This window comes from Clostridium sp. FS41 (assembly GCF_000954015.1).
Classification (GTDB): Bacteria; Bacillota; Clostridia; order Lachnospirales; family Lachnospiraceae; genus Enterocloster; species Enterocloster citroniae.
Genome location: NZ_JYHN01000067.1, coordinates 55773 through 81853, shown reverse-complemented (window position 1 = coordinate 81853; position 26081 = coordinate 55773). Strand labels below are relative to the sequence as shown.

At 51.1% G+C, this 26081-nt stretch carries 23 protein-coding genes; 19 read left to right on the top strand and 4 right to left on the bottom strand.

Annotated features, from left to right (window positions below):
• The first annotated feature begins 24 nt into the window (after positions 1–24).
• The 3 genes from CLFS41_RS20150 to CLFS41_RS20140 are packed head-to-tail and all read left to right on the top strand — an operon-like array spanning position 25 to position 3509.
• On the top strand, positions 25–1191 hold the full coding sequence (locus tag CLFS41_RS20150; RefSeq protein ID WP_045093280.1) for a threonine-phosphate decarboxylase: 1167 nt from the start codon (positions 25–27) through the stop codon (positions 1189–1191).
• Entirely contained in the window at positions 1191–2810 is a 1620-nt protein-coding gene (locus tag CLFS41_RS20145) for a cobyric acid synthase (protein WP_007863990.1), read from the top strand. The genes CLFS41_RS20150 and CLFS41_RS20145 overlap by 1 nt, the downstream gene beginning before the upstream one ends.
• Before the next feature lie 39 nt (positions 2811–2849).
• A complete protein-coding gene (locus CLFS41_RS20140) occupies positions 2850–3509 on the top strand; it encodes a precorrin-8X methylmutase (RefSeq protein WP_045093279.1) in 660 nt (219 codons plus the stop codon).
• A gap of 2 nt (positions 3510–3511) precedes the next feature.
• Here CLFS41_RS20140 and CLFS41_RS20135 read toward each other — a convergent pair whose 3' ends face one another.
• Positions 3512–4918, bottom strand: a complete 1407-nt coding sequence (locus CLFS41_RS20135; RefSeq protein WP_007863992.1) for an amidophosphoribosyltransferase — start codon at positions 4916–4918, stop codon at positions 3512–3514.
• Positions 4919–5157: 239 nt separating this feature from the next.
• Here CLFS41_RS20135 and CLFS41_RS20130 point away from each other — a divergent pair, with 239 nt between their 5' ends.
• The 8 genes from CLFS41_RS20130 (at position 5158) to CLFS41_RS20095 (ending at position 14964) form a co-directional block, all read left to right on the top strand.
• Positions 5158–6795, top strand: coding sequence for a response regulator (locus CLFS41_RS20130; protein WP_007863993.1), 1638 nt, complete (start codon positions 5158–5160; stop codon positions 6793–6795).
• Positions 6796–6806: 11 nt separating this feature from the next.
• Positions 6807–8591, top strand: coding sequence for a sensor histidine kinase (locus CLFS41_RS20125; RefSeq protein WP_045093278.1), 1785 nt, complete (start codon positions 6807–6809; stop codon positions 8589–8591).
• A gap of 1 nt (position 8592) precedes the next feature.
• Complete coding sequence (locus CLFS41_RS20120; RefSeq protein ID WP_045093277.1) at positions 8593–9564, top strand: substrate-binding domain-containing protein; 972 nt, start codon at positions 8593–8595, stop codon at positions 9562–9564.
• A gap of 54 nt (positions 9565–9618) precedes the next feature.
• A complete protein-coding gene (locus CLFS41_RS20115) occupies positions 9619–10653 on the top strand; it encodes a galactose ABC transporter substrate-binding protein (protein ID WP_007863996.1) in 1035 nt (344 codons plus the stop codon).
• A gap of 305 nt (positions 10654–10958) precedes the next feature.
• Positions 10959–12086 (top strand): galactose ABC transporter substrate-binding protein, encoded by a 1128-nt coding sequence (locus CLFS41_RS20110; RefSeq protein WP_045093276.1) that lies wholly within the window; start codon positions 10959–10961, stop codon positions 12084–12086.
• Positions 12087–12208: 122 nt separating this feature from the next.
• Positions 12209–13759, top strand: coding sequence for a sugar ABC transporter ATP-binding protein (locus CLFS41_RS20105; protein WP_045093275.1), 1551 nt, complete (start codon positions 12209–12211; stop codon positions 13757–13759).
• 3 nt (positions 13760–13762) lie between these two features.
• A complete protein-coding gene (locus CLFS41_RS20100) occupies positions 13763–14761 on the top strand; it encodes a hypothetical protein (protein ID WP_045093274.1) in 999 nt (332 codons plus the stop codon).
• 5 nt (positions 14762–14766) lie between these two features.
• Positions 14767–14964 (top strand): hypothetical protein, encoded by a 198-nt coding sequence (locus CLFS41_RS20095; RefSeq protein ID WP_227161075.1) that lies wholly within the window; start codon positions 14767–14769, stop codon positions 14962–14964.
• Between the two features lie 64 nt (positions 14965–15028).
• On the opposite strand, the gene CLFS41_RS20090 is transcribed toward CLFS41_RS20095, so the two are convergent.
• Positions 15029–15505 carry a CYTH domain-containing protein gene (locus CLFS41_RS20090; protein WP_045093272.1) on the bottom strand — a complete coding sequence of 159 codons (477 nt, stop codon included), beginning with the start codon at positions 15503–15505 and terminating at the stop codon, positions 15029–15031.
• 153 nt (positions 15506–15658) lie between these two features.
• Here CLFS41_RS20090 and CLFS41_RS20085 point away from each other — a divergent pair, with 153 nt between their 5' ends.
• From CLFS41_RS20085 to CLFS41_RS20045, 8 genes are all read left to right on the top strand, one after another.
• Positions 15659–16213 (top strand): DJ-1 family glyoxalase III, encoded by a 555-nt coding sequence (locus CLFS41_RS20085; RefSeq protein ID WP_007864002.1) that lies wholly within the window; start codon positions 15659–15661, stop codon positions 16211–16213.
• Between the two features lie 374 nt (positions 16214–16587).
• Positions 16588–17874: a trigger factor gene (gene tig / locus CLFS41_RS20075; protein ID WP_007864003.1), complete on the top strand. Its 1287-nt coding sequence runs from the start codon at positions 16588–16590 to the stop codon at positions 17872–17874.
• Positions 17875–18046: 172 nt separating this feature from the next.
• Entirely contained in the window at positions 18047–18628 is a 582-nt protein-coding gene (gene clpP, locus CLFS41_RS20070; RefSeq protein ID WP_007864005.1) for an ATP-dependent Clp endopeptidase proteolytic subunit ClpP, read from the top strand.
• Positions 18629–18660: 32 nt separating this feature from the next.
• Positions 18661–19980 carry an ATP-dependent Clp protease ATP-binding subunit ClpX gene (gene clpX, locus CLFS41_RS20065; RefSeq protein ID WP_007864007.1) on the top strand — a complete coding sequence of 440 codons (1320 nt, stop codon included), beginning with the start codon at positions 18661–18663 and terminating at the stop codon, positions 19978–19980.
• A gap of 184 nt (positions 19981–20164) precedes the next feature.
• Positions 20165–22495 (top strand): endopeptidase La, encoded by a 2331-nt coding sequence (gene lon, locus CLFS41_RS20060; protein ID WP_007864010.1) that lies wholly within the window; start codon positions 20165–20167, stop codon positions 22493–22495.
• Between the two features lie 41 nt (positions 22496–22536).
• Positions 22537–23118, top strand: a complete 582-nt coding sequence (gene yihA / locus CLFS41_RS20055) for a ribosome biogenesis GTP-binding protein YihA/YsxC (RefSeq protein WP_007864012.1) — start codon at positions 22537–22539, stop codon at positions 23116–23118.
• 20 nt (positions 23119–23138) lie between these two features.
• Positions 23139–23423, top strand: coding sequence for a DUF6506 family protein (locus CLFS41_RS20050; RefSeq protein ID WP_007864014.1), 285 nt, complete (start codon positions 23139–23141; stop codon positions 23421–23423).
• A 16-nt stretch (positions 23424–23439) separates the two neighbouring features.
• A complete protein-coding gene (locus tag CLFS41_RS20045; protein ID WP_045093271.1) occupies positions 23440–24258 on the top strand; it encodes a metallophosphoesterase family protein in 819 nt (272 codons plus the stop codon).
• 29 nt (positions 24259–24287) lie between these two features.
• On the opposite strand, the gene CLFS41_RS20040 is transcribed toward CLFS41_RS20045, so the two are convergent.
• Positions 24288–24806, bottom strand: coding sequence for a DUF4364 family protein (locus tag CLFS41_RS20040; protein WP_007864018.1), 519 nt, complete (start codon positions 24804–24806; stop codon positions 24288–24290).
• A gap of 33 nt (positions 24807–24839) precedes the next feature.
• Entirely contained in the window at positions 24840–25988 is a 1149-nt protein-coding gene (locus tag CLFS41_RS20035) for a malic enzyme-like NAD(P)-binding protein (protein ID WP_007864020.1), read from the bottom strand.
• Positions 25989–26081 lie beyond the last annotated feature (93 nt).

Here is a 26081-nt window from a genome sequence, read left to right as displayed (position 1 = left end):
GGGTAAGGAGAGGAGAAGAAATACATGGAATACCAGCACGGAGGAGACATTTACAGCCGGGAAATAGATCTGGATTATTCTGCGAATATCAATCCCCTGGGCTTGCCTGAGGGGGTTAGACGGGTGCTGGCCGGTTGCCTGGACACAGATGTGTGCGGCCTGTACCCGGACAGCCAATGCAGAAAGCTGAGAAAAGCACTGGGCAGACACCACCAGGTCCCGGAACAGTGGGTCATCTGCGGAAATGGGGCGGCGGATCTGATCTTTGGACTGGTGTATGCCTTAAAACCCGGACGGGCCCTGGTGACAGCGCCTTCATTTACTGAGTATGAACAGGCGCTGAGAGCATGGGGCTGCTGCCCGGACTACCTGTTCCTGGAGGAACAGGCTGGCTTTGTCCCCGACATGGACCGGCTTGTATCCACGGTTTTGCAAGCAGGACAGGAAGGAGCCCCCTATGATATGGTGTTCCTGTGTAATCCCAATAACCCCACGGGTATCCCGGTGCCCTCCCGGGCTGTGGCAAAGGCGGCATCTGCCTGCAGACAGACCGGCACCCTGTTGGTGGTGGATGAGTGTTTCTGTGATTTCCTGGATCAGCCCCAGCTGTATTCGGTTATACCGGATCTGGGAGACTACGGGAACTTGTTTGTGCTCAAGGCATTTACCAAACTGTATGCCATGGCAGGGCTTCGCCTTGGCTACGGGCTTTGCTGTGATGGGGCATTGATGGAAGCCCTTCAGATGGTCCGACAGCCCTGGTCAGTGTCCGGTCTGGCCCAGATGGCTGGGGAGGCTGCCCTTAAGGAACAGGCATATGTAGAGAGGACGAGAAAACTGATGGGGACAGAGAGGGCGTGGCTTACGGAGGGGCTGAAAAAACTGGGCTGTACCGTGTATGATTCCCAGGCAAACTATGTGTTTTTTAAAACAAAACTGGGGGAGGAGCTGGGCCGCCGCCTATTGGAGAAAAGGGTCCTTATACGCAGCTGCGGCAATTATCCGGGCCTGGACGGTTCGTTTTACCGCATCTGCGTAAAAAACAGGGAGGAAAATAAAGATTTGCTGGGGCATATGAGGGCTGTTTTTGCAGAAGCATCCGGGTCACGGGAAAAAACAGACTTCGGGACACAGGAGAATACAGATTTAGGAACACAGGAAAATACAGATCTCATAGGGGGAAATTCATAATGGCAAGATCGATCATGATTCAGGGAACAATGTCCAATGCGGGAAAAAGCATCCTGGCAGCCGGCCTGTGCCGTATCTTTATGCAGGATGGATATAAGACCGCTCCCTTTAAATCACAGAACATGGCGCTGAATTCCTATATCACCTCAGAGGGGCTGGAAATGGGCAGGGCCCAGGTGGTCCAGGCCGAAGCTGCAGGCGTCCCTCCCTCCGTGGACATGAACCCTATTCTGCTCAAACCCACCACGGACGTGGGCTCCCAGGTGATCGTCCACGGCATTTCCAGGGGGAATATGAAGGCAAAGGACTATTTTGCCATTAAGCGCAGCCTGGTGCCTGACATTATGGCATCCTATGAGCGCCTGTCCAAGGCGTATGATATTATAGTGATCGAGGGGGCAGGGAGCCCGGCTGAGATCAACCTGAAATCAGATGATATTGTTAACATGGGACTTGCGGCCCTTGTGGATGCCCCGGTGCTTCTGGTGGGGGACATTGACAGGGGAGGCGTGTTCGCCCAGTTGTACGGCACCATCGCTCTTTTGGAACAGGAGGAACGTGACCGGGTCAAGGGTCTTGTGATCAACAAGTTCCGGGGGGACAAGTCCATACTGGATCCCGGAGTCCATATGCTGGAGGAACTTTGCCATATACCGGTGGCCGGAGTGGTCCCCTACATGGATGTGGATATTGAGGATGAGGACAGCCTGAGTACACGGCTGGACAGCAGCCGGGATTTGGACAGCGGGGAATCGGGTATGATAGACCTGGCTGTTATCCGTTTTCCACGCATATCCAATTTTACGGATTTTAATGTGTTTTCAAGAATCCCGGGAGTGTCCCTCCGCTATGTGGCCAGGGTCTCTGAACTGGGAGCCCCGGACATGGTGTTCCTTCCCGGCACTAAGAATACCATACAGGATCTGCTGTGGATGCGCCAGAATGGCCTGGAGGCGGCTGTGTTAAAGCTGGCGGACAGGCAGGTGCCTGTGTGGGGGATCTGCGGGGGATATCAGATGATGGGGGAACGATTAAAGGATTCCCAGGGAGTGGAGTCTGACGGGAACAGGGAGATTGCCGGAATGGGGCTGCTTCCCCTTGGGACCGAGTTTTATGAAGAAAAGGTGAGGACACAGGTGGAAGGCTCCTTTGGGGAACTGGACGGAGTGCTCCAGCCATTGTCAGGCGCATGTATTGAGGGATATGAGATCCATATGGGGAGAACCGCCATAGACAGGGAAAACGGAGCCATGGACACAGCGCGGCTGGTATCCTGGCGCCGGGAGCCGGAAATCTGCCGGCCCATGGTGTACCTGATGGAAAAACAGACAGGGGAGGCAGGGGGAGGCGACCGGAAAAAGGTAAAGACAGACGGATGGAACAGGGGAAATGTCTACGGCGCGTATGTCCACGGCGTGTTTGATGCGCCCGGTATTGGGGAGAACATTATTAGCTGCCTGGCAAAAAAGAAGGGCTTGTCCATGGAGACGGTAACCAACGGGGACTACAGATCCTACCGCGGGCAGCAGTATGACAAGCTGGCGGATATACTCAGGGCCAGTCTGGACATGGACGCTGTCTATGGGATCATGGGCCTGCCGCCAAGGGGCAGGAACTGAATGATTGGCTGAAGGAGCCGGAAAAGGAGAAATCACAAAATGTTAAACATACAGTTGGAACAGGTGCTTCCTTCCCAGATCGAGCGCCGCAGCTTTGAACTGATACAGCAGGAATTGGACCACATGGGGATCAGGCTGGATCCGGAGAATGAACTGGTCATCAAACGCGCCATCCACACCACGGCTGATTTTGAATATGCGGACAGCCTGGTATTTTCCAGCCATGCGGTAAAAAAAAGCATGGAAGCCCTGAAGCAGGGGGCGGTCATTATAACGGACACGAACATGGGAAAATCCGGGATCAATAAAAGGGCGGCTTCTGCTTTGGGAGCAGAGGTGCTCTGCTTTATGGCGGATGAGGATATTGCCAGGGAGGCAAAAGAAAGGGAGTGCACCAGGGCGGTTGCCAGCATGGAAAAAGCAGTCCGGCTGTTTGGGGCGCCGGAGGGTACGCGCCCCTGTATATTTGCCATAGGCAATGCCCCCACAGCCCTGATACGTCTCTATGAGCTGGTAAAGGAGGGACGGATAAAGCCCTCGCTGATCATCGGTGCTCCTGTGGGATTTGTGAATGTGGTGCAGTCCAAGGAACTGGTCCTCACATTGGAAGATACCCCCTATATTGTGGCCAGGGGAAGAAAGGGGGGCAGCAATGTGGCTGCCGCCATATGCAATGCCCTCCTGTACCAGATAAAATAATATTATTTTTTGCCGCTCCAGCAGTAGGTGCAGAGCTTGCAGGGGGAGATTCCGATGGCTTCCACCAGATCGTCCAGCCTGTGATAGCGCAGTGAGGTGAAGCCCAGATGGTTCCTGACCACCTCCACCATCTCCCGGTAATTCCTGCTGTCAGGGTCGGCGTAATCGGCAAGGAGCTGGTCGGATACGCAGTCGCCCTCCCTGTCCTTTATGATCCTCCTGGTGATCAGATCCAGTTCAGAGGAAGATCGGGAAAAGTTCAGATAGGGACAGCCGTACATCAGAGGAGGACATGCGGGACGGATATGCACTTCCTTGGCGCCGCTCTGATAGAGCAGCTGGGTGGTCTCCCCCAGCTGGGTGCCCCTTACAATGGAGTCATCGATCAGCAGCAGTTTTTTGCCGCGGATCAGCGCATTCACAGGGATCAGCTTCATGCGGGCAATGAGGTTTCTGTCCCCCTGGTTCTGGGGCATGAAGGATCGGGGCCAGGTAGGAGTATATTTGATAAAGGGACGGGCAAAGGGAATCCCTGACGCATTGGCATAACCAATGGCGTGGGCAATGCCTGAGTCAGGCACGCCTGCGACAATATCGGGCTGGGACTCGTCCCGCCGGGACAGAAGCTTTCCGCATTGGTAGCGCATGTTCTCCACATTGACTCCCTCGTAGGTGGAGGTGGGGTAACCGTAATACACCCACAAAAAAGCACAGATCTTCATGTCCTGCCTTGGAGGACTCAGGGTCTCCACGCTCTCTGGCGTGATGTATACGATCTCTCCGGGTCCCAGTTCCATATAGTCGGAATAGCCCAGATTGATATATGCAAAACTCTCAAAGGAAGCACAGAAGGCGTCCTCCTTTTTTCCAATCATAACAGGAGTCCTGCCGTACTTGTCCCTGGAAGCGTAAATTCCCTGGGGGGTCAGGATCAGTATGGTCATGGAGCCCTCGATCCGTTCCTGGGCATAGAGGAGCCCTTCCACAAGTGTGGCCTTCTGGTTGATCAGGGCTGCCACCAGTTCCGTGGCATTGATCCTCCCGTGACTCATTTCCATAAAATGGATATGACCGTTTTGGTAAGCGTCCTGTACCAGTTCCTGCAGGTTGTTGATCTTGCCCACGGTGGTGATGGCAAAACTGCCAAGGTGGGATTGGATCAGCAGGGGCTGGGGTTCGTTATCGGAAATACAGCCGATTCCCAGGTAGCCTTCCAGTTCAGCTAAATCTCCATCAAATTTCGTGCGGAAGGGAGTATTTTCAATATTGTGTATGGACCGGGTAAATCCCTGTTCGCCGTACACGGCCATTCCGCCCCGTTTTGTTCCCAAATGGGAGTGATAGTCCACTCCAAAAAATAAATCCAGCGTACAGCTGTTCTTAGATGCAACACCAAATATTCCGCCCATGCTAGTACCTCTTTATTTTTGGTCTATAATTCTGTCTGTTACAGGACTAATCATAACATATATTAGCAGTGAAGGACAATATGATTGATATATTATTTATACTTATCATACATCATAAGCAGCCCGGACATTTCCGGCAATTGCAAAATACAGGGACTCATTGTATAATTTGATAGGATACCCTTGTCTGCTGAGGGTACGATCGGTTTGATCACTACGAAGAAAAGGGGCGTTCATACATGGATTTATACAGGATCATTCTGGTGGATGACGAGGAGGAAGTCAGACAGAGTATTATAAGAAAAATAAACTGGACAGAGGCCGGTTTTAAGGTGGTGGGGGATGCGGAGAACGGAGAGGATGCCCTGGAAAAGGTGGAAGCCCTGGAGCCGGACCTGATCCTTACGGATATCCGCATGCCATACATGGACGGATTGACCCTGGCGGAACGGGTGCGCCAGAAATATCCCTCCATTAAGATCGTGATCTTTTCAGGGTATGATGATTTTGAATATGCCAAACAGGCCATTAAGCTGAACGTGACCGAGTATATACTTAAGCCGGTCAATGTGGAGGAGCTGACAGCCATCTTAAAGCGGATCAAAGCCAACCTGGATGAGGAGATCGAGCAGAAGAGGAATGTAAACCTTTTGCGGGAAAATTATATTAAAAGCCTGCCCATCCTCAGGGAGCAGTTCTTAAATGAACTGGTGAGTTATCCCATGCCTGAGACGGAGGTGGAGGACAAGCTGAGGGAGTATGCGATCCCCCTTTCCGGCGCCAAAAAGTGGGTGGCCGCGGCCATTGATATAGAGCCTGAGGAGATCCGGGACGGTGTCCTGCTTCCCCTGCACAAGGAAAAGGACCTGATCCCCATATCCGTGATGCAGCTTGTGGAAGAAAAGCTTAAGAATTACTGCCGGTGCGCCCTGGCCACTTCAGCGCGCACCGCGGAGTCTGAGATCGCGGTCATTGCGGCAATTGATGAGGAAAACAGCCAGACCGGACTGATCGATGTGCTGGGTGATGTGTGCAAGGAAACCAGGAAGATCCTGGAGGTGCCCATCACCATCGGCATAGGGCACGGATGCCAGAAGCTTTCCGATATCAGCAGTTCCTATAAGGCGGCTGTGGATGCCCTTGGATATAAAGCCATTGTGGGCAGCGGAAGCACCATCTATATCAATGACGTGGAGCCGGTGAGCAGCGGAAAACTCCAATTTGACGGCAAGGATGAGGCAGAGCTGATATCCGCCATCAAATTCGGACCAAGGGAAAAGATAGAGGCAGCGGTCCAGACCATTATTGACAAGATGAGCGATGCCAAAGTCCATTTCCGCCAGTGCCAGGCGTACATGCTCAGCGTGTCCAGCAGTATTGTACAGATGATACAGCAATATGACCTGGATATGGAACAGCTGCTGGAAGAAGGGTCTGAAAGGGAGGATACCTTTGCCATCATACCCAGGATGCAGAAACGGGAGGATTTCAGCCAATGGCTTTTGTCCGCGTCCCTGCGCATGAACCAGGTGATGAACCAGGAACGTGACAACACCATGAAGCAGGTAATCCAGAAGGCCAAGCAGTATATCATGGACAATTACCAGGATCCGGAGCTTTCAGTGGAAAAGATATGCCGCCATCTGCACATGAGCCCGGCCTATTTTTCCACCATGTTTAAGAAGGAAACAGGACAGGCCTACATTGCATACCTGACCGAGGTGCGTTTGGATAAGGCTGTGGAACTTCTGGGCAAGACCGATGACAAGACATATATCATTGCCGCCAAGGTGGGCTACCAGGAACAGAACTATTTCAGCTATGTGTTTAAGAAACGGTTTGGAATCTCCCCCACAAAGTTCAGGGGAACTAAATAAGGAGTAAGACCATGCTTTTTAAAAAGCAGCAACTCAATCTGCAAAAGGCCAGTATCCGGTATATCATATTCATATATTTTACCCTGACGGCCCTGGCGGCCAGCGTGTTTATCGGCGTCTCCCTGTACACCAGGCTGTCGGGCCAGATGGCGTCTACCATTCAGGAGGAGAACCAGATCCTGATCAACCAGATCAACCGTTCCATGGACTCCTATCTGCGCACGGTCATGAAGCTGTCCGATTCCCTGTATTACGGCGTCATAAAGAATGCGGACCTGTCGGACGGTTCCATTGGCAGCGAGATCACACTGCTGTATGACAATAATAAGGATAATATAGAAAATATCGCCCTGCTGTCCAAGGACGGGCAGATGCTGGAGGCCGTTCCCGCGGCCCGTTTAAAGACCAATGTGGATGTGAGGTCTGAAAACTGGTTTCAATACACCCTGGAAAAGACGGAGAACCTTCATTTCTCCACGCCCCATGTGCAGACTATTTTTGATGCCAGCGAAAACCAGTACCGCTGGGTCATTTCCCTTTCCAGGGCAGTGGAGATCACCCAGGGGCCTTCCACGGACCAGGGGGTCCTGCTCATCGATATCCGATACAACAGCCTGGAGCAGCTTTTTGACGGGGTGAACCTGGGAAACGGGGGCTACGTGTATCTGATCAGCAGTGACGGGGAGATCATCTATCATCCCAGGGCCCAGCTCATAGACTCAGGTCTGGCCCAGGAAAACAACCTGGAGGCAGCCGGGCTGAGGGATGGGAATTATGAGACCGTATTTGGCGGAGAAAAGCGGATCGTCACTGTAAAGACCGTTGGATATACGGGCTGGAAGATCGTGGGCGTCACACCCTTGGATGGGATGTCCCTTAACAATATCAAGACAAAGCTCCTGATCATTTTTATCATTGCATTTGTTTTGTTCATTCTTTCCATTATCAACTCCTACATCTCCACCAGGATCACGGACCCGATTAAGGAACTGGAAAAGGCAGTAAATGAGATCGAGGAGGGAAACCTGGAAGCGGAGGTGAAGATGGTGGGCTCTTATGAGATACAGCATCTGGGCACATCCATCCAGAACATGGCCAGGCAGATACGCCGCCTGATGAATGATATTGTGGCCGAGCATGAGTCCAAGCGCAAAAGCGAATTTGACACCCTCCAGTCCCAGATCAATCCCCACTTCCTCTATAACACACTGGATATCATTGTGTGGATGATTGAAAATGAAAAGCAGTCCGAGGCCGTCAAGGTGGTGACGGCCCTGGCCAGGTTTTTCCGCATCAGCCTGAGCAAAGGAAAAAGTATCATCCCTGTCAGGGATGAGCTGGAGCATGTGCGCAATTACCTGATGATCCAGCACATGCGGTATAAGAATAAATTCACCTACACCATAGAGGCGGATGAGGATGTGATGGATCTGGCCAGCCTGAAGCTGATGCTGCAGCCCCTGGTGGAAAATGCCATCTATCACGGGATGGAGTTCATGGACGGGGATGGGGAGATACGGATCCGGGCGTGGCGCCGGGAGGAGGATCTGTACATGAGCGTGTCCGACAACGGACTTGGCATGACAAAGGAGCAGGTGGAGCGCCTGTTCTCAGCAGCAGACCATGCGCCTTCCCGCAGAGGGTCCGGCATTGGGGTTAAGAATGTGAACGAGCGCATCAGGCTCTATTTTGGCAGCGGCTACGGGCTTGCGATCCGGTCGGAGCCGGATGAGGGAACCACGGTGACAGCCCACCTGCCTGCTGTGCCCTACGAGGACCTGAAGAAGGAGGTATGATATGTCAAATAAGGAAAAACTTCTTTGGTGCATCTATGCCGGCGTGCTGATCCTCCTTTTTCTCATGTCCTCCACGGACCTGATCATCAAGGAAAAAAAGGTGGAGATCCTGCCCATATCCGTGATCATAGAGGATGCCAGCGATGATTATTACGTTAATTTTAAGAAGGGAATGGAGATGGCGGCAGAGGAATTCCACGGTGATGTCAGCTTTATCACTCTTTATGCCACCAACGACCAGGAACAGCAGATGGAACTGGTCCAGAGGGAGATACGCGATGGGGCAAAGGCCATTATACTGTCCCCTGTAAATGAGGCGGAAACCGTGATGGCGCTGGATGCCATGAGCCCCAACTGCCCCATCATTCTTTTGGGGGCGCCGGTGCCCAGTGAAAGCGTGGTGGATACCATTGCGGCGGACAGCTTTGGGATGGGGCAGTTGGCGGCCCTGGCAGTGACGGCCCAGGCGCCTTCCGATGTGCCCGTATATCTTTTCACCGAGGGCCTGTCCTATGGGGATAATACCAATGTATATGATGGGGTGAGGTCGGTGCTGGACGACCACAGATTTACCTACAGGCTGGTGGAAAAGAGAACGGATGACACCTACAGGCAGGCCATTGAGGAGACCGTGTATCCGGGGGACGGGCGGATCACCGTCATAGCCCTGGACACCCAGTCCCTGAATGAGGTCAACCAGATCGTGGACGGAAGTACGGTGTACCAGGCTCATGTGGCAGGGCTTTACGGGGTTGGCAGCACCACCTCCATACTGGGGGGACTGGACAAGGGGATCATAGACGGACTTGCCGCATACAATCAGTTCGATATGGGGTATCTCAGCGTGAAACGGGCGGTGGAAGCCATTCAGGGCAGCAGGCAGAGAAAGCAGACGCAGCTGGATGCCGTCTATGTCAATAAGGAGAACATGTGGGATAAGCAGTATGAGAAAATGTTTTATCCCATTGAATGACAAGGTGTACTTCCGGAATGATTGAGAAGTATGCCAAGGAGCAGGGAGGATGTTATGAAAAAACACTGGTTTTACGGAGGCGCTGTCTGCCTTGTTGCTTTAGCTGTCCTGTGGGGGATATGGTCTTACAGCAAAGGGCAGGAGGCTAGTACGCAGAAAAAAACCTCCATGCGCATCGGCGTTCTGCTGTACAGGGGGGATGACACATTTATCAGCACCCTGCGTACGGCCCTGGAAAAGCAGGCAAAGGAATACGAACAGGGGACCGGGATCAAGGTGACGCTGGACATTATGGATGCAAAGAGCAGCCAGAATACCCAGAACAGCCAGGTGGAGCGCCTGATCTCCCTGGGCTGCGATGCCCTATGCGTAAATATCGTGGACCGGTCCGCGGCCTCCATTATCATTGACAAGGCCATGGCGGCCGGAATTCCCGTGGTGTTCTTTAACAGGGAACCGGTGGAGGAGGATATGAACCGCTGGGAGAAACTGTACTATGTGGGGGCGGACGCCAAGGAGTCCGCGGTCCTTCAGGGACAGATCCTGGTTGATGCATACAGGAAGAATCCGGAAACCCTGGATATCAATGGGGACGGCATGGTCAGCTACGTGCTGCTGGAGGGGGAGACCAGCCATCAGGATTCCCTGATCCGCACCGAGTGGTCCATCCAGACTTTAAAGGACGGCGGCGTCCCCCTGGAAAAGATCACAGGCGGGATCGCCAACTGGGAACGCAGCCAGGCATCTGCGCTGATGGACCAGTGGCTGGACGAATATCCGGGTCAGATAGAACTTGTGATCTGCAACAATGACGATATGGCCCTGGGAGCCATTGATGCCATGGAGCGGAAGGGGATTGTGGGAAATTCCATCAAGCTGGTGGGGATCGATGGCACGCCCGTGGGCCAGGAGGCGCTGGAAGAAGGAAAGCTCTTCGGCACCGTGGAGTCGGACAAGCAGAAATACGCAAGTGTGATCTTTGATATTGCCTCCAGCCTTGCCATGGGAAAGGACGTGAAGGACAAGGTGGACCTGGAGGACGGCAAATATTACTGGTGTCCCCAAATTGCATTGACAAAGCAAAGATAGGGGATATGGATGGGAACGTCTTGTGCAATATGGCATAAAAAACATATGCACAAGGCGTTTTTGGCAATATATGGAAGATAAAATGCGAAAAAAATAAGAGAAAATATAAAAAAAAACGAATCATACGCTAAAAATCAAAGAAATTTTATAATGGTTCTTAGAAAATCATATGGAAAAATGCATAATCCGGACGTATAATATGCTTGTCGTTAAGGAAAAACCACCAAACCCGCTTGCGGTTTACTCCATTGTGGATATTCCTGATCACGGCAAAATAATACTTTATGTAAGGGAGGATTTATAGCATGAGATTATTTAAGAAGGCAACAGCAGTTGCAATGGCATCCATGATGGTTCTGTCCATGGCAGGATGCGGAAGCAAACCGGCAGAAACCACAGCAGCCCCAACAGAGGCAAAGACCGAGGCAGCAACCGAGGCGGCTTCAGAAGCAGCCAGCGAGGCAGCTACCACAGCGGCAGAGGCGACTGGAGATGCAACAGATGTTGCTGATAAGAAGGTAGGCATCAGCATTTACAAGTTTGATGACAACTTCATGACACTGTACAGGACCGAGCTGGAGAGATATCTCACAGAGGATCTTGGATTCAAGAAAGAGAACGTAGTTATCCAGGACGGCAAGGGCGATCAGGCAGAGCAGACCAACCAGATCCAGAACTTCATCACACAGAAGTATGATGTTCTGATCCTGAACCTGGTGCAGGCTTCTTCCGCACCTGAGATCACCGATATGTGTAAAGATGCCGGGATCCCGGTTGTATTCATCAACCGTGAGCCGGATGTAGCTGAGGAAGAGAGATGGGCAAGCGAAAGCATCAACGCTACCTACGTTGGCTGTGACGCTAGACAGTCCGGTACATACCAGGGCGAGGAAATCCTTGAGACATCCAACAAGGGCGATATCAACGGGGATGGCAAAGTTTCCTACATCATGATCCAGGGCGATCCTGAGAACGTAGATGCTCAGTACAGAACCGAATTCTCCGTTAAGGCTCTTACCGATGCCGGCGTGGAAGTAGAAGAACTGTTAAAGCAGCGCGGTGACTGGGATCAGGCTAAGGCTCAGCAGATTGCACAGGATGCTCTGAACCAGTACGGCGATAAGATTGAAGTTATCTTCTGCAACAACGATGCTATGGCACTGGGCGCATTACAGGCAATCGAGGCAGCTGACCGCAAGGTTAACGAAGACATCTATCTGGTAGGTGTTGACGCTCTTACAGAGGCTGTTCAGAACGTACTGGAAGACAAGCAGACAGGTACCGTATTTAACGATCACTTCTCACAGGCTCGTATGGCGGCTGACAGCGCAGTTCAGTTCCTGAAGGGTGAGAAAGTAGAGCCGGTTAACATGGTAGACTATATCAAGGTTACCAAGGACAATGCTCAGCAGATTCTGGATCAGTTAAAGTAATAATTAACATCTAGTGATTGAAACCGGGTGTGTCCACCGACACACCCGATTTTTTGAAGAAGGACGGCTGTGGGGATGCGGCCATGTATATAAATTAGAATGTATTTGAAAGGAGTAACGGGATGGCAGATCAGTACAGACTGGAAATGGTAGGGGTCAGCAAGACCTTCCCTGGCGTAAAGGCACTGGATGGTATTAACTTGAAAGTACGTCCCGGAACCGTTCATGCGCTGATGGGTGAGAACGGAGCAGGTAAATCGACTCTTATGAAATGCCTATTCGGCATTTATAAAATGGATGAGGGGCAGATCTTCATCGATGGGGAGAAAGTGGAGATCACGAACCCGGATGACGCACTTCACAAAGGACTGGCAATGGTGCACCAGGAGCTGCAGCCCATACCGGAGCGTTCCATTGCAGAGAATATGTATTTGGGCAGATACCCTATGAAGGGAATTGGCCCCTTTAAGATGGTAGACCACAAGGTCATGAACAGCGAGGCCGAGAAGTGGTTAAAAGATGTTAAAATGAGTTTTAATCCCAAGGCAAAATTAGGGACACTTTCAATCGGACAGATGCAGTCAGTGGAGATAGCCAAGGCAGTGAGCCAGAGCGCAAAGCTTGTGATTCTGGATGAGCCGACCTCATCACTGACTGATAACGAAGTAGAAGCGCTTTTCCGTATCGTAAGGGATTTAAAGACCAGAGGCGTTTCTATGATATACATCAGCCATAAGATGGCGGAAATCCGTCAGATCGCAGATGACATCACCATCATGCGTGACGGTACCTACGTGGGTTCCTGGGAGGTAAAGGATATCTCGGATGATGAGATCGTTAAGCAGATGGTTGGACGTGAGCTGACTAATGTGTATCCTCCCAAGGATGATTACAGGACAGAGGAGACCGTGCTCAAGGTGGACCATCTGTGCAGCATTCATGAGCGTTCCTTCCAGGACTGTTCATTTGAACTGAAGCGCGGGGAGATCCTTGGCTTCGGCGGGCTGGTAGGCGCTCAGAGAACTGAGCTTATGGAAGCAATCTTCGGAATGCGCCACATTGCCAGTGGGCAGATTGAGATCCTGGGCAAAAAGGCAGCCATCAGGCGGCCTCAGGATGCCATCCACGACTCTGTGGGAATGATCACGGAGGACCGCCGCGGTACCGGGATCATCGGATGCCTGAGCATTGAGGACAATACAGCCATTGCCTCCTATAATAATTACACCCATCTGGGCAAGATCGATAAGAAAAAAGTGGATGAGGTAGTGAAAGACAGCATTGCGAAACTGAGTATCAAGACACCCAGCGGCAAGACACTGATCCAGTCCTTGTCTGGTGGTAACCAGCAGAAGGTTATCATAGCGAGATGGCTTGCCAACAACCCTGATATCCTGATTATGGATGAGCCTACCAGAGGTATTGACGTAGGCGCCAAATATGAAATCTACCAGATCATGATCGACCTTGTGAAACAGGGAAAATCCATTATCATGATTTCATCTGAAATGCCTGAGCTTATAGGTATGTCCAACCGGATCATCGTTATGTGCAACGGTCACATTACCGGGGAACTGGAAGGCGAGGAAGCGACCCAGGAGAGGATCATGTCCTATGCGACACAGTTTGATCTTCAGGGCAAATCAAAGAACGATTCCAAACAGGAGGTTTAAGTCATGACAGCTAAAAAATTTAATATAGTTGATTTTCTTATCAATAACGGTATTATTATGGTTCTGATCATTCTTGCCATTGTGACAGGTATTCTTCAGCCCACATTCTTTTCAACCGGAAACGCAAACAATATTGCCTTGAACGTGGCTCCCCGTTTTATCATTGCCTGCGGTGTATCAGGCTGTCTGATCACAAAGGGCACCGACCTTTCAGCAGGACGTATGGTAGGCCTTTCTGCGTGTATTGCAGGTACTCTGCTGCAGAAACCGGATTACAGTGGTAAATTCTGGGAGAATCTTCCTGACTTTGGTATTTGGTGGGTCTTTGTAGTGCTTTTGATCTGTATCGCCATCTGCGGTATTTTCGGATGCATCAACGGACTGGTGGTTTCCTTCCTTCAGGTTCCCGCATTCATCGGCACACTGGGCATGCAGCTGATCGTATACGGCGTCTGCCTTGTATATACGGATGCAACCCCCATCGGCGGTTACCGCGCAGCTTACACAGAGGTTGCCAAGGGCAAACTCTTTGGAATGATACCATACCTGTTCATCATAGCCCTTGTGGTGGGTATTGTGATGTGGTTCATCTACAATAAGACGCCTCACGGCAAATATATGTACGCCATCGGCGGCAATGAGCAGGCTGCGGAAGTATCCGGCGTGAACACCAAAAGAACTAAGATCGTCATCTACATCACGGCAGCGGCCCTTTACGCTCTGGGCGGTTTCCTGGTAGGCGCCAAGTCCGGCGGCTCCTCCGTTAACATGGGCCAAGGCTGGGAGCTGGAAGCCATTGCAGCTTGTACCATCGGCGGTGTTTCTGTAAACGGCGGTATCGGACGTGTGTCCGGTGTACTGATCGGCGTGCTTGTATTTGAAATCCTGAAAACCTGTCTCCAGTATCTGGGCGTTGACACTAACTACCAGTACATAGCACAGGGTATCGTTATCGTGGTTGCTATTGCCCTGGATATCAGGAAATACATTGCCAAGAAGTAATGAATATGGATGAAATGAAAAACCTGGAAGAACTGGCCGAGGAAAACCGGAGGCTGAAGGAAGAAAATGAACGCCTCCAGAATCTCTCGCCCAAAGAGCGCCTGTACGAACATATCCATGTGTCCGTAAGGACCATGAACATCATCATTGGCTGCTTGTGCGCCCTGTTTGTTTTGGTGATCATCCTGGGGATGATGAAATAATGATGATGAAATCAAATTGATAAAAGCGGAAAGAACGTGCCCTGCGAACCGGTTTGGAACAAGATCAAACCTGTTTGCAGGGTATGTTTGTATCTCCACAGGCCAGACGGCTGTTCTGGAACTCACCGGAAAAGGTGACATCTCTTCCGAACCATTCAGGCGCCTTAAAGGCCATGGCCTCCTCCTCTGTGGGGAATTCCACCTCGGCCAGGACAAGACCCTGGTATGAGCCCTCAAACACATCCATCTCAATGGTCAGATGGCCGGCGCCTTCCACGGGAATGAGATAGCGCTTTTTGGTAAGTATGATACCATCGGCTTTTGCCAGCAGATGGCGGTAGGCCTGCTCGTTCAGGGGCAGGTTGTATTCCTCCCTGGATAAAAGCCCTTTACCCTTGTACGTGAGATAATAACTGTCGTCCTCTCGGCGGACGCGCACCACCGGACCGGTGCACAGATAAGCCTGCTCAATGGCATGGCAGGGAAATGATTCATAGCTTTCAGGGACCTGCTTAACCAGATATTTCCGTTCGATTTCCATAAATACCCTCCTGATATTGTATACATAATGCAATTAGTGGATTTTACTAAGGAATTATATTTTTTCCATTTTACTATCATATCATTTATCAATTTTCAGGAAAAGGCTAAAATGATAAAATAATATGCATAGTGGTAAGAAAGGGAGATAATCATGGCAAAGGTTTATGCATTTCTTGCAGAAGGACTGGAAGAGGTTGAATGTCTTGCGGTAGTGGACGTGCTTCGCCGTTCTGAAGTGGATGTAACAATGGTTTCCATTACAGGAGCAATGGAAGTTACAGGTTCCCATGGGATCCGGTTTATGGCGGATGCGCTGTTTGAGGAAGTGAATCCCAATGTGGCGGACGTGCTGTTCCTGCCCGGGGGCATGCCCGGGACCAACAACCTGAAGGCCCATGAAGGCCTGAGAGAAGCGATCGAACGGGCCAACAAGCAGGGCAGAAGAGTGGCGGCGATCTGTGCAGCTCCCAGCGTCCTGGGGTCCATGGGGCTTTTAAAGGGCAGGACGGCAACCTGTTATCCCGGATTTGAAGAACAGCTCACCGGGGTATCCTACACAAGCCAGGGCGTTGTGACAGACGGGAACATCACCACGTCCAGAGGGCTTGGATATGCCCTGGATCTTGGCCTTGAACTGATCCGCTTGCTTCAGGGACCGCAGCAGGCGCAGAAAATAGCTGCATCCATCCAGCACAGCCGGGGATAGGGTGCGCACCAGAAAACTCCACTTCTTGCATTGCCCCGGTGTGGGGCCGGGGACAGAAGGGGAGTTTTTTTATGATATTTTCGTAACCGTACAGGACGGCGGGAAAATGGGTGCAAGAGCGGGAGTTAAGCTTGCTTATACGTCCGTTTTTGTACCCATTTTCACATCGGATGGACATCCGATTCTTCTTGACCGGCTTTTCCGGTCAAGAAGACGAGCCGTCCAGAACTGTTACATATTTTCAATGATTTTCAATGATATTGTAAAAAAATGCTGGTGTTTTTATTTTGAGCATGCTATAATGGTACATTGAAGTGTAGCGCCCTCAGGGATCATGGGCGAATCACATATATTTTAAGGAGGAACCCGTAAAAATGAGTGTACAAGTAGAAAAATTGGAAAAGAACATGGCCAAACTGACTATAGAGGTAGATACAGCGCAGTTTGAGGATGCAATGAAAAAAGCCTTCAATAAGAACAAGAATAAGTTCAATATTCCAGGCTTCCGCAAGGGCAAAGCACCAAGAGCCATGATTGAAAAGATGTATGGTGAGGGCATTTTTTATGAGGATGCTGCTGACGAAGCCATCAATGCAACCTGCATGCAGGCCATGAACGAGAGCGAACTGGAGATCGTATCCAGACCAGAGGTCTCCGTTGAGCAGATCGGCAAGGACAAGCCATTCATCTATACCGCAATTGTAGCCATCAGACCAGAGGTGACCCTGGGTGAGTACAAGGGCATTGAAGTGGAGAAGGCAGAAGCAGCAGTTGCAGCCGAGGATGTGGATGCAGAGCTTAAGAGAGTACAGGAGCAGAATGCAAGACAGATCACCGTGGAGGACAGACCGGTTGCTGACGGTGACCAGACTGTCATTGATTTCGAGGGATTTGTGGACGGCAAGTCATTTGACGGGGGCAAGGCAGAGGATTATGCTCTGACCATTGGTTCCCACTCATTCATCGATACCTTTGAGGAGCAGCTGATTGGCAAGAACATCGGAGAAGAGTGCGAAGTAAATGTAACCTTCCCGGAGGAGTATCATGCAGCTGAACTGGCCGGCAAGCCGGCTACCTTTAAGGTGACCGTAAAGGAGATCAAGGTAAAGGAACTGCCTGAACTGGATGACGAGTTTGCAGGTGAAGTTTCCGAGTTTGATACCCTGGATGAATACAAAAAGGATATTGAGGCAAAGATTCTTGAGAGGAAGCAGAAAGAAGCTGCCACTGAGAATGAGAACAGGGTGATTGAAAAGGTTGTTGCCAATGCAACCATGGAGATCCCGGATAAGATGGTTGAAGGTCAGATCGACAACATGGTTCAGGATACCGCCCGCCGTATGCAGAGTCAGGGCCTGTCCATGGAGATGTATATGAAGTATACAGGCATGACCATGGAATCCATGAGGGAGCAGATGCAGCCTCAGGCACTGAAGAGGATCCAGACCAGACTGGTTCTGGAAGAGGTTGCTAAGGCAGAGAACATCCAGGTTTCAGATGAAAGACTGGATGAGGAGATCGCCAAGATGGCAGCATCTTACCAGATGGAAGCTGACAAGTTAAAGGAATACATGTCAGATCATGATAAAGACCAGATGAAGGAAGATCTTGCTGTTCAGGAAGCAGTGGATTTCCTGGTAGCTGAAGCAAAACTGGTATAATTCACACTGGAAAGTCCACGATAGAACGAATCGTGGAAAGACTGGAAAGTCCACGATAAAAAGAATCGTGGAAAGATATGAAACGGGGGGTTTACGGCATGCTTTTTTTGTGCTGTAAATCTCCCGGGTTTCTGTAAGCATATAATAGTTCTAAGGACAGGAGGATGTTAATATGAGTTTAGTACCCTATGTCATTGAACAGACCAGCCGTGGAGAGCGTTCCTACGACATCTATTCAAGATTGTTAAAAGAGAGAATCATATTTCTGGGAGAGGAAGTAAATGACGTGTCCGCAAGCCTTGTGGTGGCACAGCTTTTATTTCTGGAATCTGAAGATCCGGGCAAGGATATCCATTTGTACATCAACAGTCCGGGAGGTTCTGTCTCCGCAGGCTTTGCGATCTATGACACCATGAATTACATCAAGTGTGATGTGTCCACCATCTGTATCGGTATGGCAGCCAGCATGGGAGCGTTCCTCCTGGCCGGCGGCGCAAAGGGCAAGCGTTTCGCACTTCCCAATTCAGAGATCATGATCCACCAGCCATCCGGCGGCGCAAAGGGCCAGGCCACAGAGATCAAGATCGTGGCGGAGAATATTTTAAAGACCAGGAAAAAGTTAAATGATATCCTGGCAGCCAACACAGGCAGGCCCATTGAGGTGATTGAGCGCGATACGGAGCGTGACAATTACATGTCTGCCGCGGAGGCGAAGGAATACGGTCTTATTGATGAGATCATTGAGCATCACTAAAAGACGGAAATGAATGAAAGGTTAGGTAAAGTATGCCGATTAGACCAGATGACACGATCCGCTGCTCCTTCTGCGGAAGGACTCAGGATCAGGTACGGAAGATGATTGCCGGAGCAGGCAACAACAATGTGTATATCTGTGACGAGTGTATTGAATTGTGCTCAGAGATCCTGGAGGAAGAGCTGGAGGGACAGGAAGATGCATCATCCCCCTCACTGGCAGACATCCGCCTTCTGAAACCCAAGGAAATCAAATCATTTCTGGATGAATATGTCATTGGACAGGACGAAGCCAAGAAAGTGCTGTCTGTGGCTGTTTACAACCATTATAAGAGAGTTACATCCTGCCAGAACATGGACGTGGATGTGCAGAAGAGCAATATTCTCATGGTTGGTCCCACTGGTTCCGGTAAAACTTACCTGGCCCAGACACTGGCCAAGATCCTGAATGTCCCATTTGCCATTGCGGATGCAACGGCTCTCACAGAGGCCGGCTACGTGGGCGAGGACGTGGAGAACATTCTCTTAAAGCTGATCCAGTCCGCTGATTATGATATTTCCCGTGCTGAGTACGGTATCATATACATTGATGAAATTGACAAGATCACCAAGAAGTCTGAGAACGTGTCCATCACAAGGGATGTATCCGGTGAAGGCGTTCAGCAGGCACTGTTAAAGATCCTGGAAGGAACCGTTGCCAGTGTTCCTCCTCAGGGAGGAAGGAAGCATCCCCACCAGGAGCTCCTCCAGATCGACACCACCAATATCCTTTTTATCTGCGGCGGTGCCTTTGATGGTCTGGAGAAGATCGTGGAACAGCGCCTCAGCGCCGGTTCCATTGGCTTTAATGCGGAGGTAGTCAATAAGAATGATATGAATATTGACGACCTGCTGAGAAAGGTTGAGCCAAAGGATCTTACCAAGTTTGGTCTGATTCCTGAGTTTATCGGCCGTGTTCCGGTAATGGTTTCCCTTCAGCAGCTTACCAAGGACGCCATGGTGCGAATCCTTTCCGAGCCGAAGAATGCTCTCACAAGGCAGTATCAGAAGCTGTTTGAGCTGGACAATGTAAAGCTGGAATTCACCAGGGAAGCCCTTGAGGAGATCGCACAGCTGGCAGTGGACCGCAAGATCGGCGCCAGGGGACTGCGTTCCATCCTTGAGTCCGTGATGATGGATCTGATGTACGAGATCCCATCGGATGATACCATCGGGATCTGTACCATTACCAGGGAGGTTGTAAAAAAGACAGGACAGCCGGAACTTGTGTACCGCGATATGCCGCCTGCTTCTGCCCGTAAGCCTCTGTCTGACAGAATGCGGGGAGACAACAAAACTGGTGAGATTGCCTGAGAAAGCCATCCCGGTCCCAGTGGACGGGAATAGGTGAGGTAAGTTTCTGTGACAATTTAGACAAAGAGAAAGGGCCGTTGCAAACCAGATATGACCCGGGGAGAGCGCTGATCTTGGCTCCGCCCGGCACCTGTATTGCAGCGGCTTTTTAGATGGTTTTAAATACAAGAGGTGAAGTTTAAGAATGGGAGAACAAGTGATTATAATGCCGGTAGTGGCCCTCAGGGGACTGACCATACTTCCGGGAATGGTACTGCATTTTGATGTCAACAGGCCTAAGTCAGTGGCAGCGGTGGAGAAGGCCATGGTGGGAGACCAGAGGCTCTTTCTCGTGGCACAGAGACATCCTGAGATCGTGGAACCGGAGCTGGGGGAGTTGTATCAGGTGGGCACCATTGCCGTTGTAAAGCAGTTGGTAAAGCTTCCCGGCAAAGTGGTAAGGGTACTGGTAGAAGGACTGGAACGGGGGGAACTGCTGTGTCTGGATTCCGAGGAACCTGCACTCATTGGCGAGATCGGCTCCATTGAAGTGGAGGAGGACGAGCTGGACCATCTGACCCAGGAGGCCATGCTGCGCATCGTAAGAGACAAATTAGAAGAATATGGAAGGGTGAATCCTAAGATCACAAAGGAAATCCTTCCCAATTTACTGGCGGTGGGCGGCCTGGGTGAAATGCTGGATCAGATTGCCATCCAGCTTCCGTGGGATTACACCATCCGTCAGACCGTATTGGAAAACAGTTCCCTGTCAGCCAGGTATGAGGTAGTGATGCATACCCTTATGACAGAGATGGAAATATATAGGATTAAGAAAGAGTTCCAGGAAAAGGTGAAGTCCGATATTGACCAAAACCAGAAGGAATACATCCTCAGGGAGCAGATGAAGGTCATCCGCCAGGAGCTGGGCGAGGACAATCCTCTCTCAGAAGCTGACGAGTACCAGAAAAAGCTGGACAACATAAAAGCCGACAAGGAAATGAAGGAAAAGCTACACAAAGAGATCGAGCGGTTCCGCACCATGCCGGCCGGAAGCCAGGAAGGCAATGTGCTGCGCACTTACATTGAAACCCTGTTAGACCTGCCCTGGAAAAAGATGTCCAGGGACAATGACGATATCCGACATGCCCAGAAGATACTCAATGAGGACCACTACGGCCTGGAGCAGGTCAAGGAAAGGATCCTGGAATACCTGGCAGTGAGGACTCTGACAAAAAAAGGCACCAGCCCCATTATCTGCCTGGTGGGACCTCCGGGAACAGGGAAGACATCCATTGCCCGCTCCGTTGCCCGTGCACTGAATAAGAAATATGTGCGCATCAGCCTGGGGGGCGTGCGGGATGAGGCGGAGATCCGGGGACATAGAAAGACTTATGTGGGCGCCATGCCGGGCCGTATTGTGGAGGGCATGAGACAGGCTGGTGTCAGCAATCCGCTGATGCTGCTGGACGAGATCGACAAGGTGAGCAGTGACTACAAGGGAGATACTTCATCGGCGCTTTTGGAGGTCCTGGACGGTGAGCAGAATGTAAAGTTCAGGGACCATTATGTGGAGGTTCCCATCGACCTGTCCCAGGTCCTGTTCATAGCAACTGCCAACACCACGCAGACCATTCCGGGACCGCTTTTAGACCGTATGGAGCTGATCGAGGTGAACAGCTACACGGAGAATGAAAAGTTCCATATTGCCAGGGATTACCTGGTGGGAAAACAGATGGAGCGCAATGGTTTAAAGGTCAGCCAGATCACATTTTCAGATAAAAGCCTGGGAAAGATCATCCACAACTATACCAGGGAGGCGGGCGTCCGCAATCTGGAACGGCGCATTGGGGATGTGTGCAGGAAAGCCGCCAGACAGTTCCTGGAGGACAACCGTAAATCCATCCGTATCACGGAGAATAATCTGGAGAAATACCTGGGCAAGGAAAAGGTCACCTTTGAGGATGCCAACGAGGAGGACCAGGTGGGCATTGTGAGGGGCCTGGCCTGGACCAGCGTGGGAGGCGACACCCTGCAGATTGAAGTGAATGTAATGCCCGGTAAGGGAAATCTCCTTATGACAGGACAGCTGGGGGATGTGATGAAGGAATCGGCCCAGACAGCCCTGACCTATGTGCGTTCCGTCTGCCCGCAGTATGGGGTGACGGACGACTATTTTGAAAAGCATGACCTCCATATCCATATTCCCGAGGGTGCCGTGCCAAAGGACGGGCCCTCCGCCGGCATCACCATGGCCACGGCCATGCTTTCCGCTGTTACGGGAAGGCGCGTCTTTGCCAAGGTGGCCATGACAGGTGAGATCACCTTAAGAGGCCGGGTGCTTCCAATCGGCGGATTGAAGGAAAAGATACTGGCCGCCAAGATGGCCCATATATCCAAGGTGCTGGTGCCGGATAAAAACAGGCCGGACATTGGCGAATTGTCCAAAGAGATAACAAAAGGCCTGGAGATCGTGTTTGTAAAGGCAATGGAGGACGTGGTCAAGGAGGCATTTCTGCCGGCGAATACCGCGTTGTAAAGAACATTTCCGGTTTCTGGGAATGGTGAGGAGATTAATATATGATTATTAGAGACGTAAATCTGGAAACTGTGTGCGGCGTCACCAGCAAGCTGCCGGAGAATACTCTGCCGGAATTTGCATTTTCAGGCAAATCCAATGTGGGAAAATCCTCTCTGATCAATGCGCTGATGAACCGGAAGGCATATGCCAGGACTTCCTCATCGCCGGGGAAGACACAGACCATAAATTTTTACAATATCAATGACGCCCTGTACTATGTGGATCTTCCAGGATACGGCTATGCAAAGGTCGCCCTGGAAGCCAAGGAAAAATGGGGCAAGATGATCGAACGGTACCTGAAAAACTCATCCATGCTCAAGATGGTGTTCCTGTTGGTGGATATCCGCCATGAGCCGTCTGCCAATGACAAGATGATGTATGACTGGATCATCTACAATGGATATCATCCAGTGATCATTGCCACAAAGCTGGATAAGATCAACCGCAGCCAGATCCAAAAGCATGTAAAAATGATCCGCCAGGGGCTTGGGATGGAGAAGGAGGGGATCCTTATCCCGTTTTCCGCAGAGACCAAACAGGGGCGGGATGAGATCTGGGATCTGATTGAGAGCAATCTGTAATTGAGGGGGAGAAATATGATATGAAATTTGCATTTATGATCATGGGTCAGTTTGACCCGGATACGGACAGGGCCCTTATGCATGGGGGAACGGTGCAGATGATCGGCGTGTCAAACATGGATGAGGCCTGCCGGACGGCCAGAGAGTTATGTGACCAGGGGGTGGACTGCATTGAACTCTGCGGCGCCTTTGAGGAAGAGGGAGCCCGCAGGGTGATTGAGGCAACAGGAAACAAGGTCCCGGTGGGATATGTGGTCCATCTGCCCTCCCAGGATCCTCTGTTCCAGGCACTGTTTGGGAAATGACCGGGAGGTACGATTGATGGAAGCGGGACCTATACGGGTGGCAGTCATGGCAGATACCCATGGCGTGCTCCGTCCTGAGGTGGAGAGGATCCTTGAGACCTGTGATATGGTCATCCACGCAGGTGATTTTGACAATCAGATGCTGTATCATAAGCTGGATGTCAGCCAGCCCCTGTTTGCGGTCAGGGGGAACAATGACAGGGGCTGGTCGGGAGGCCTTCCCAATGTGAAGCGGTTTGAGATCGGGGGAGTTAAGTTTATCATGGCCCATGAGAGGGTGGATATCCCCAGTTCCCTTCAGGGCGTGCAGGTGGCTGTCTTCGGTCATTCCCATATGTATTATCAGCAGGAGATCAGCGGAAGGCTTTGGCTGAACCCGGGAAGCTGCGGCTATAAGCGGTCCACCCTGCCTCTGTCCATGGCGGTGATGACCATTGAGGACGGAGCTTATGAGGTGGAGACTATCTGGCTGGAGAAGGGGTATGGAACTCCTGGAGCAGCCATGGCCCAGATGGAAAAGACCAAGGTGAGCAGGTACGAGAAACAGCAAAAGCGCTATAAGCAGAAGGCCTGTGAGAAGAAGGCGCCGGACCAGGACGGCCAAAAACAGAAAAAGCAAAAACAGGCAGATCCCGGAGAAGAGCGGGACCGCCTGTTCCTTATAGCCAAGATCCAGCGTTTGCGAAACGCCGGCCAATCCAGAACCTGGATTATAAAAAATCTTGGGACAGATTTAAAATACTGCGGTATGATCTATGACATCTGTGAGCGGAATCCGGATTTTAGTACACGGCAGATCCTGGACCTGCTCAAGGAGCATATCAGCTCCACCTAACATAGGACCGGCAGGATCATAAGACAAAGTCAGGATAGAAGAGAGCGCATTACATGCGCATAAATCTCCTGGCTTTTTGTTTTCCATGTATTGCACATGGATTCAGCCTGTTCTTTGTCGGGAACGGACAGATCCAGCCGTATAAGGGTGGTTTTGTTCTCGCGCACCTCGCAGTGTACAATGTAGTCCTGGTTGGTCCCTCTGTAAAAGTCGGCGGTGGTGCCCACCTCTTCCCTGAGACGGAACTTGTTTTCCTTCAGATACTGGTCCATGTCTTCTATGATGGCGGAGGAGATATTCTTGCCAAAGAAATTAAGGGTTTCCTCCCCTTCCTTGGTAATGTCATAGCGGGTGCTGTTGTGGCTGGCCTCCTTGCGGACCAGTCCGGCATCCTCCAGTTCGTTCAAGGCCTGTTGGAGTGTAAAATATGTGGTGTACTCATGCTCCGTAAAAAAGTTGGTCAGCTGAGCGTTGGTGAGAGGAAAATTCACCTGCTTTAACATATAAAGATTCATCAGTTTATATAAAGTCATAGGTTCAGTCAGCATATTATACACACTCCATCAGGTTATCCCTTATTCTCAGATATGATCCTTTACAGCCTGGCTTACCATGCGGGCAACCCTGGGGTCAAAGGCCTCAGGAAGGATATTGTCCTCATTCAGGTCCTTTTCATCCACCAGTCCCGCAATCGCGTTGGCGGCAGCCAGTTTCATCTCTTCCGTAATGGCAGTTGCCCGCCCCTCCAGGGCCCCCTTAAAGATCCCGGGGAATACGACCACATTGTTGACCTGGTTGGGAAAGTCGGAACGTCCCGTGCCAACCACCCGCGCTCCGGCAGCCTTTGCCAGGTCCGGCATGATCTCCGGAACAGGGTTGGCCATGGCAAATATAATGGCATCCTTGTTCATGGAGGCAACCATGTCAGAGGTCACAATACCGGGAGCTGAGACTCCGATCAAGATGTCCGCGCCCTTCATGGCATCTGCCAGAGAGCCTGTCCTGCGCTCCAGGTTGGTCACGTCCATCATCTTTTCCTGCATCCAGTTAAGGCCTTCGGCCCCCTTGCGCAGGATTCCCGATTTGTCGCACATGGTAATGTTGGGGAAGCCGTAGGTTAAAAGCAGCTTGGTGATGGCCACGCCAGCGGAACCCGCGCCGTTTACAACCACACGGCACTCTTCTTTTCTGCGGCCGGTTACCTTTAATGCATTGATGACACCGGCCAGGACCACAATGGCTGTTCCGTGCTGGTCATCGTGGAATACCGGGATATCCAGGCGTTCTTTTAAGGCTTCCTCGATCTCAAAGCAGCGGGGAGCAGCGATATCTTCCAAATTGATGCCTCCAAATGCAGGCGCGATGCGTACAACCGTCTCAATGATCTCTTCTGTATCCTGGGTGTCCAGGCAGATGGGAAACGCGTTGACTCCGCCGAATTCCTTAAACAGGACGGATTTCCCTTCCATCACAGGCATGGCGGCCAGGGGACCGATATTCCCAAGACCAAGGACCGCACTGCCGTCAGATACAACAGCAATGGTGTTGGACTTGATGGTGTAGAGATAGGCGGCCTCAGGGTCCTGGGCAATGGCCTTACAGGGCTCAGCCACACCGGGCGTATAGGCCAGGGCCAGGTCCTCCCTGGATGCTACCTTTGCTTTTGACACTGTTTCCAGTTTGCCTTTCCACTCTTCGTGAAGGAGCAATGCTTTTTCATTGGTTGTCATGATAAAATCCGTCCTTTTTCAATTTTATTTGTGGAATCAAAAAACACATTTTCCTATATCATAACAATTTTGACCAATAGAATCAAGTTCCTT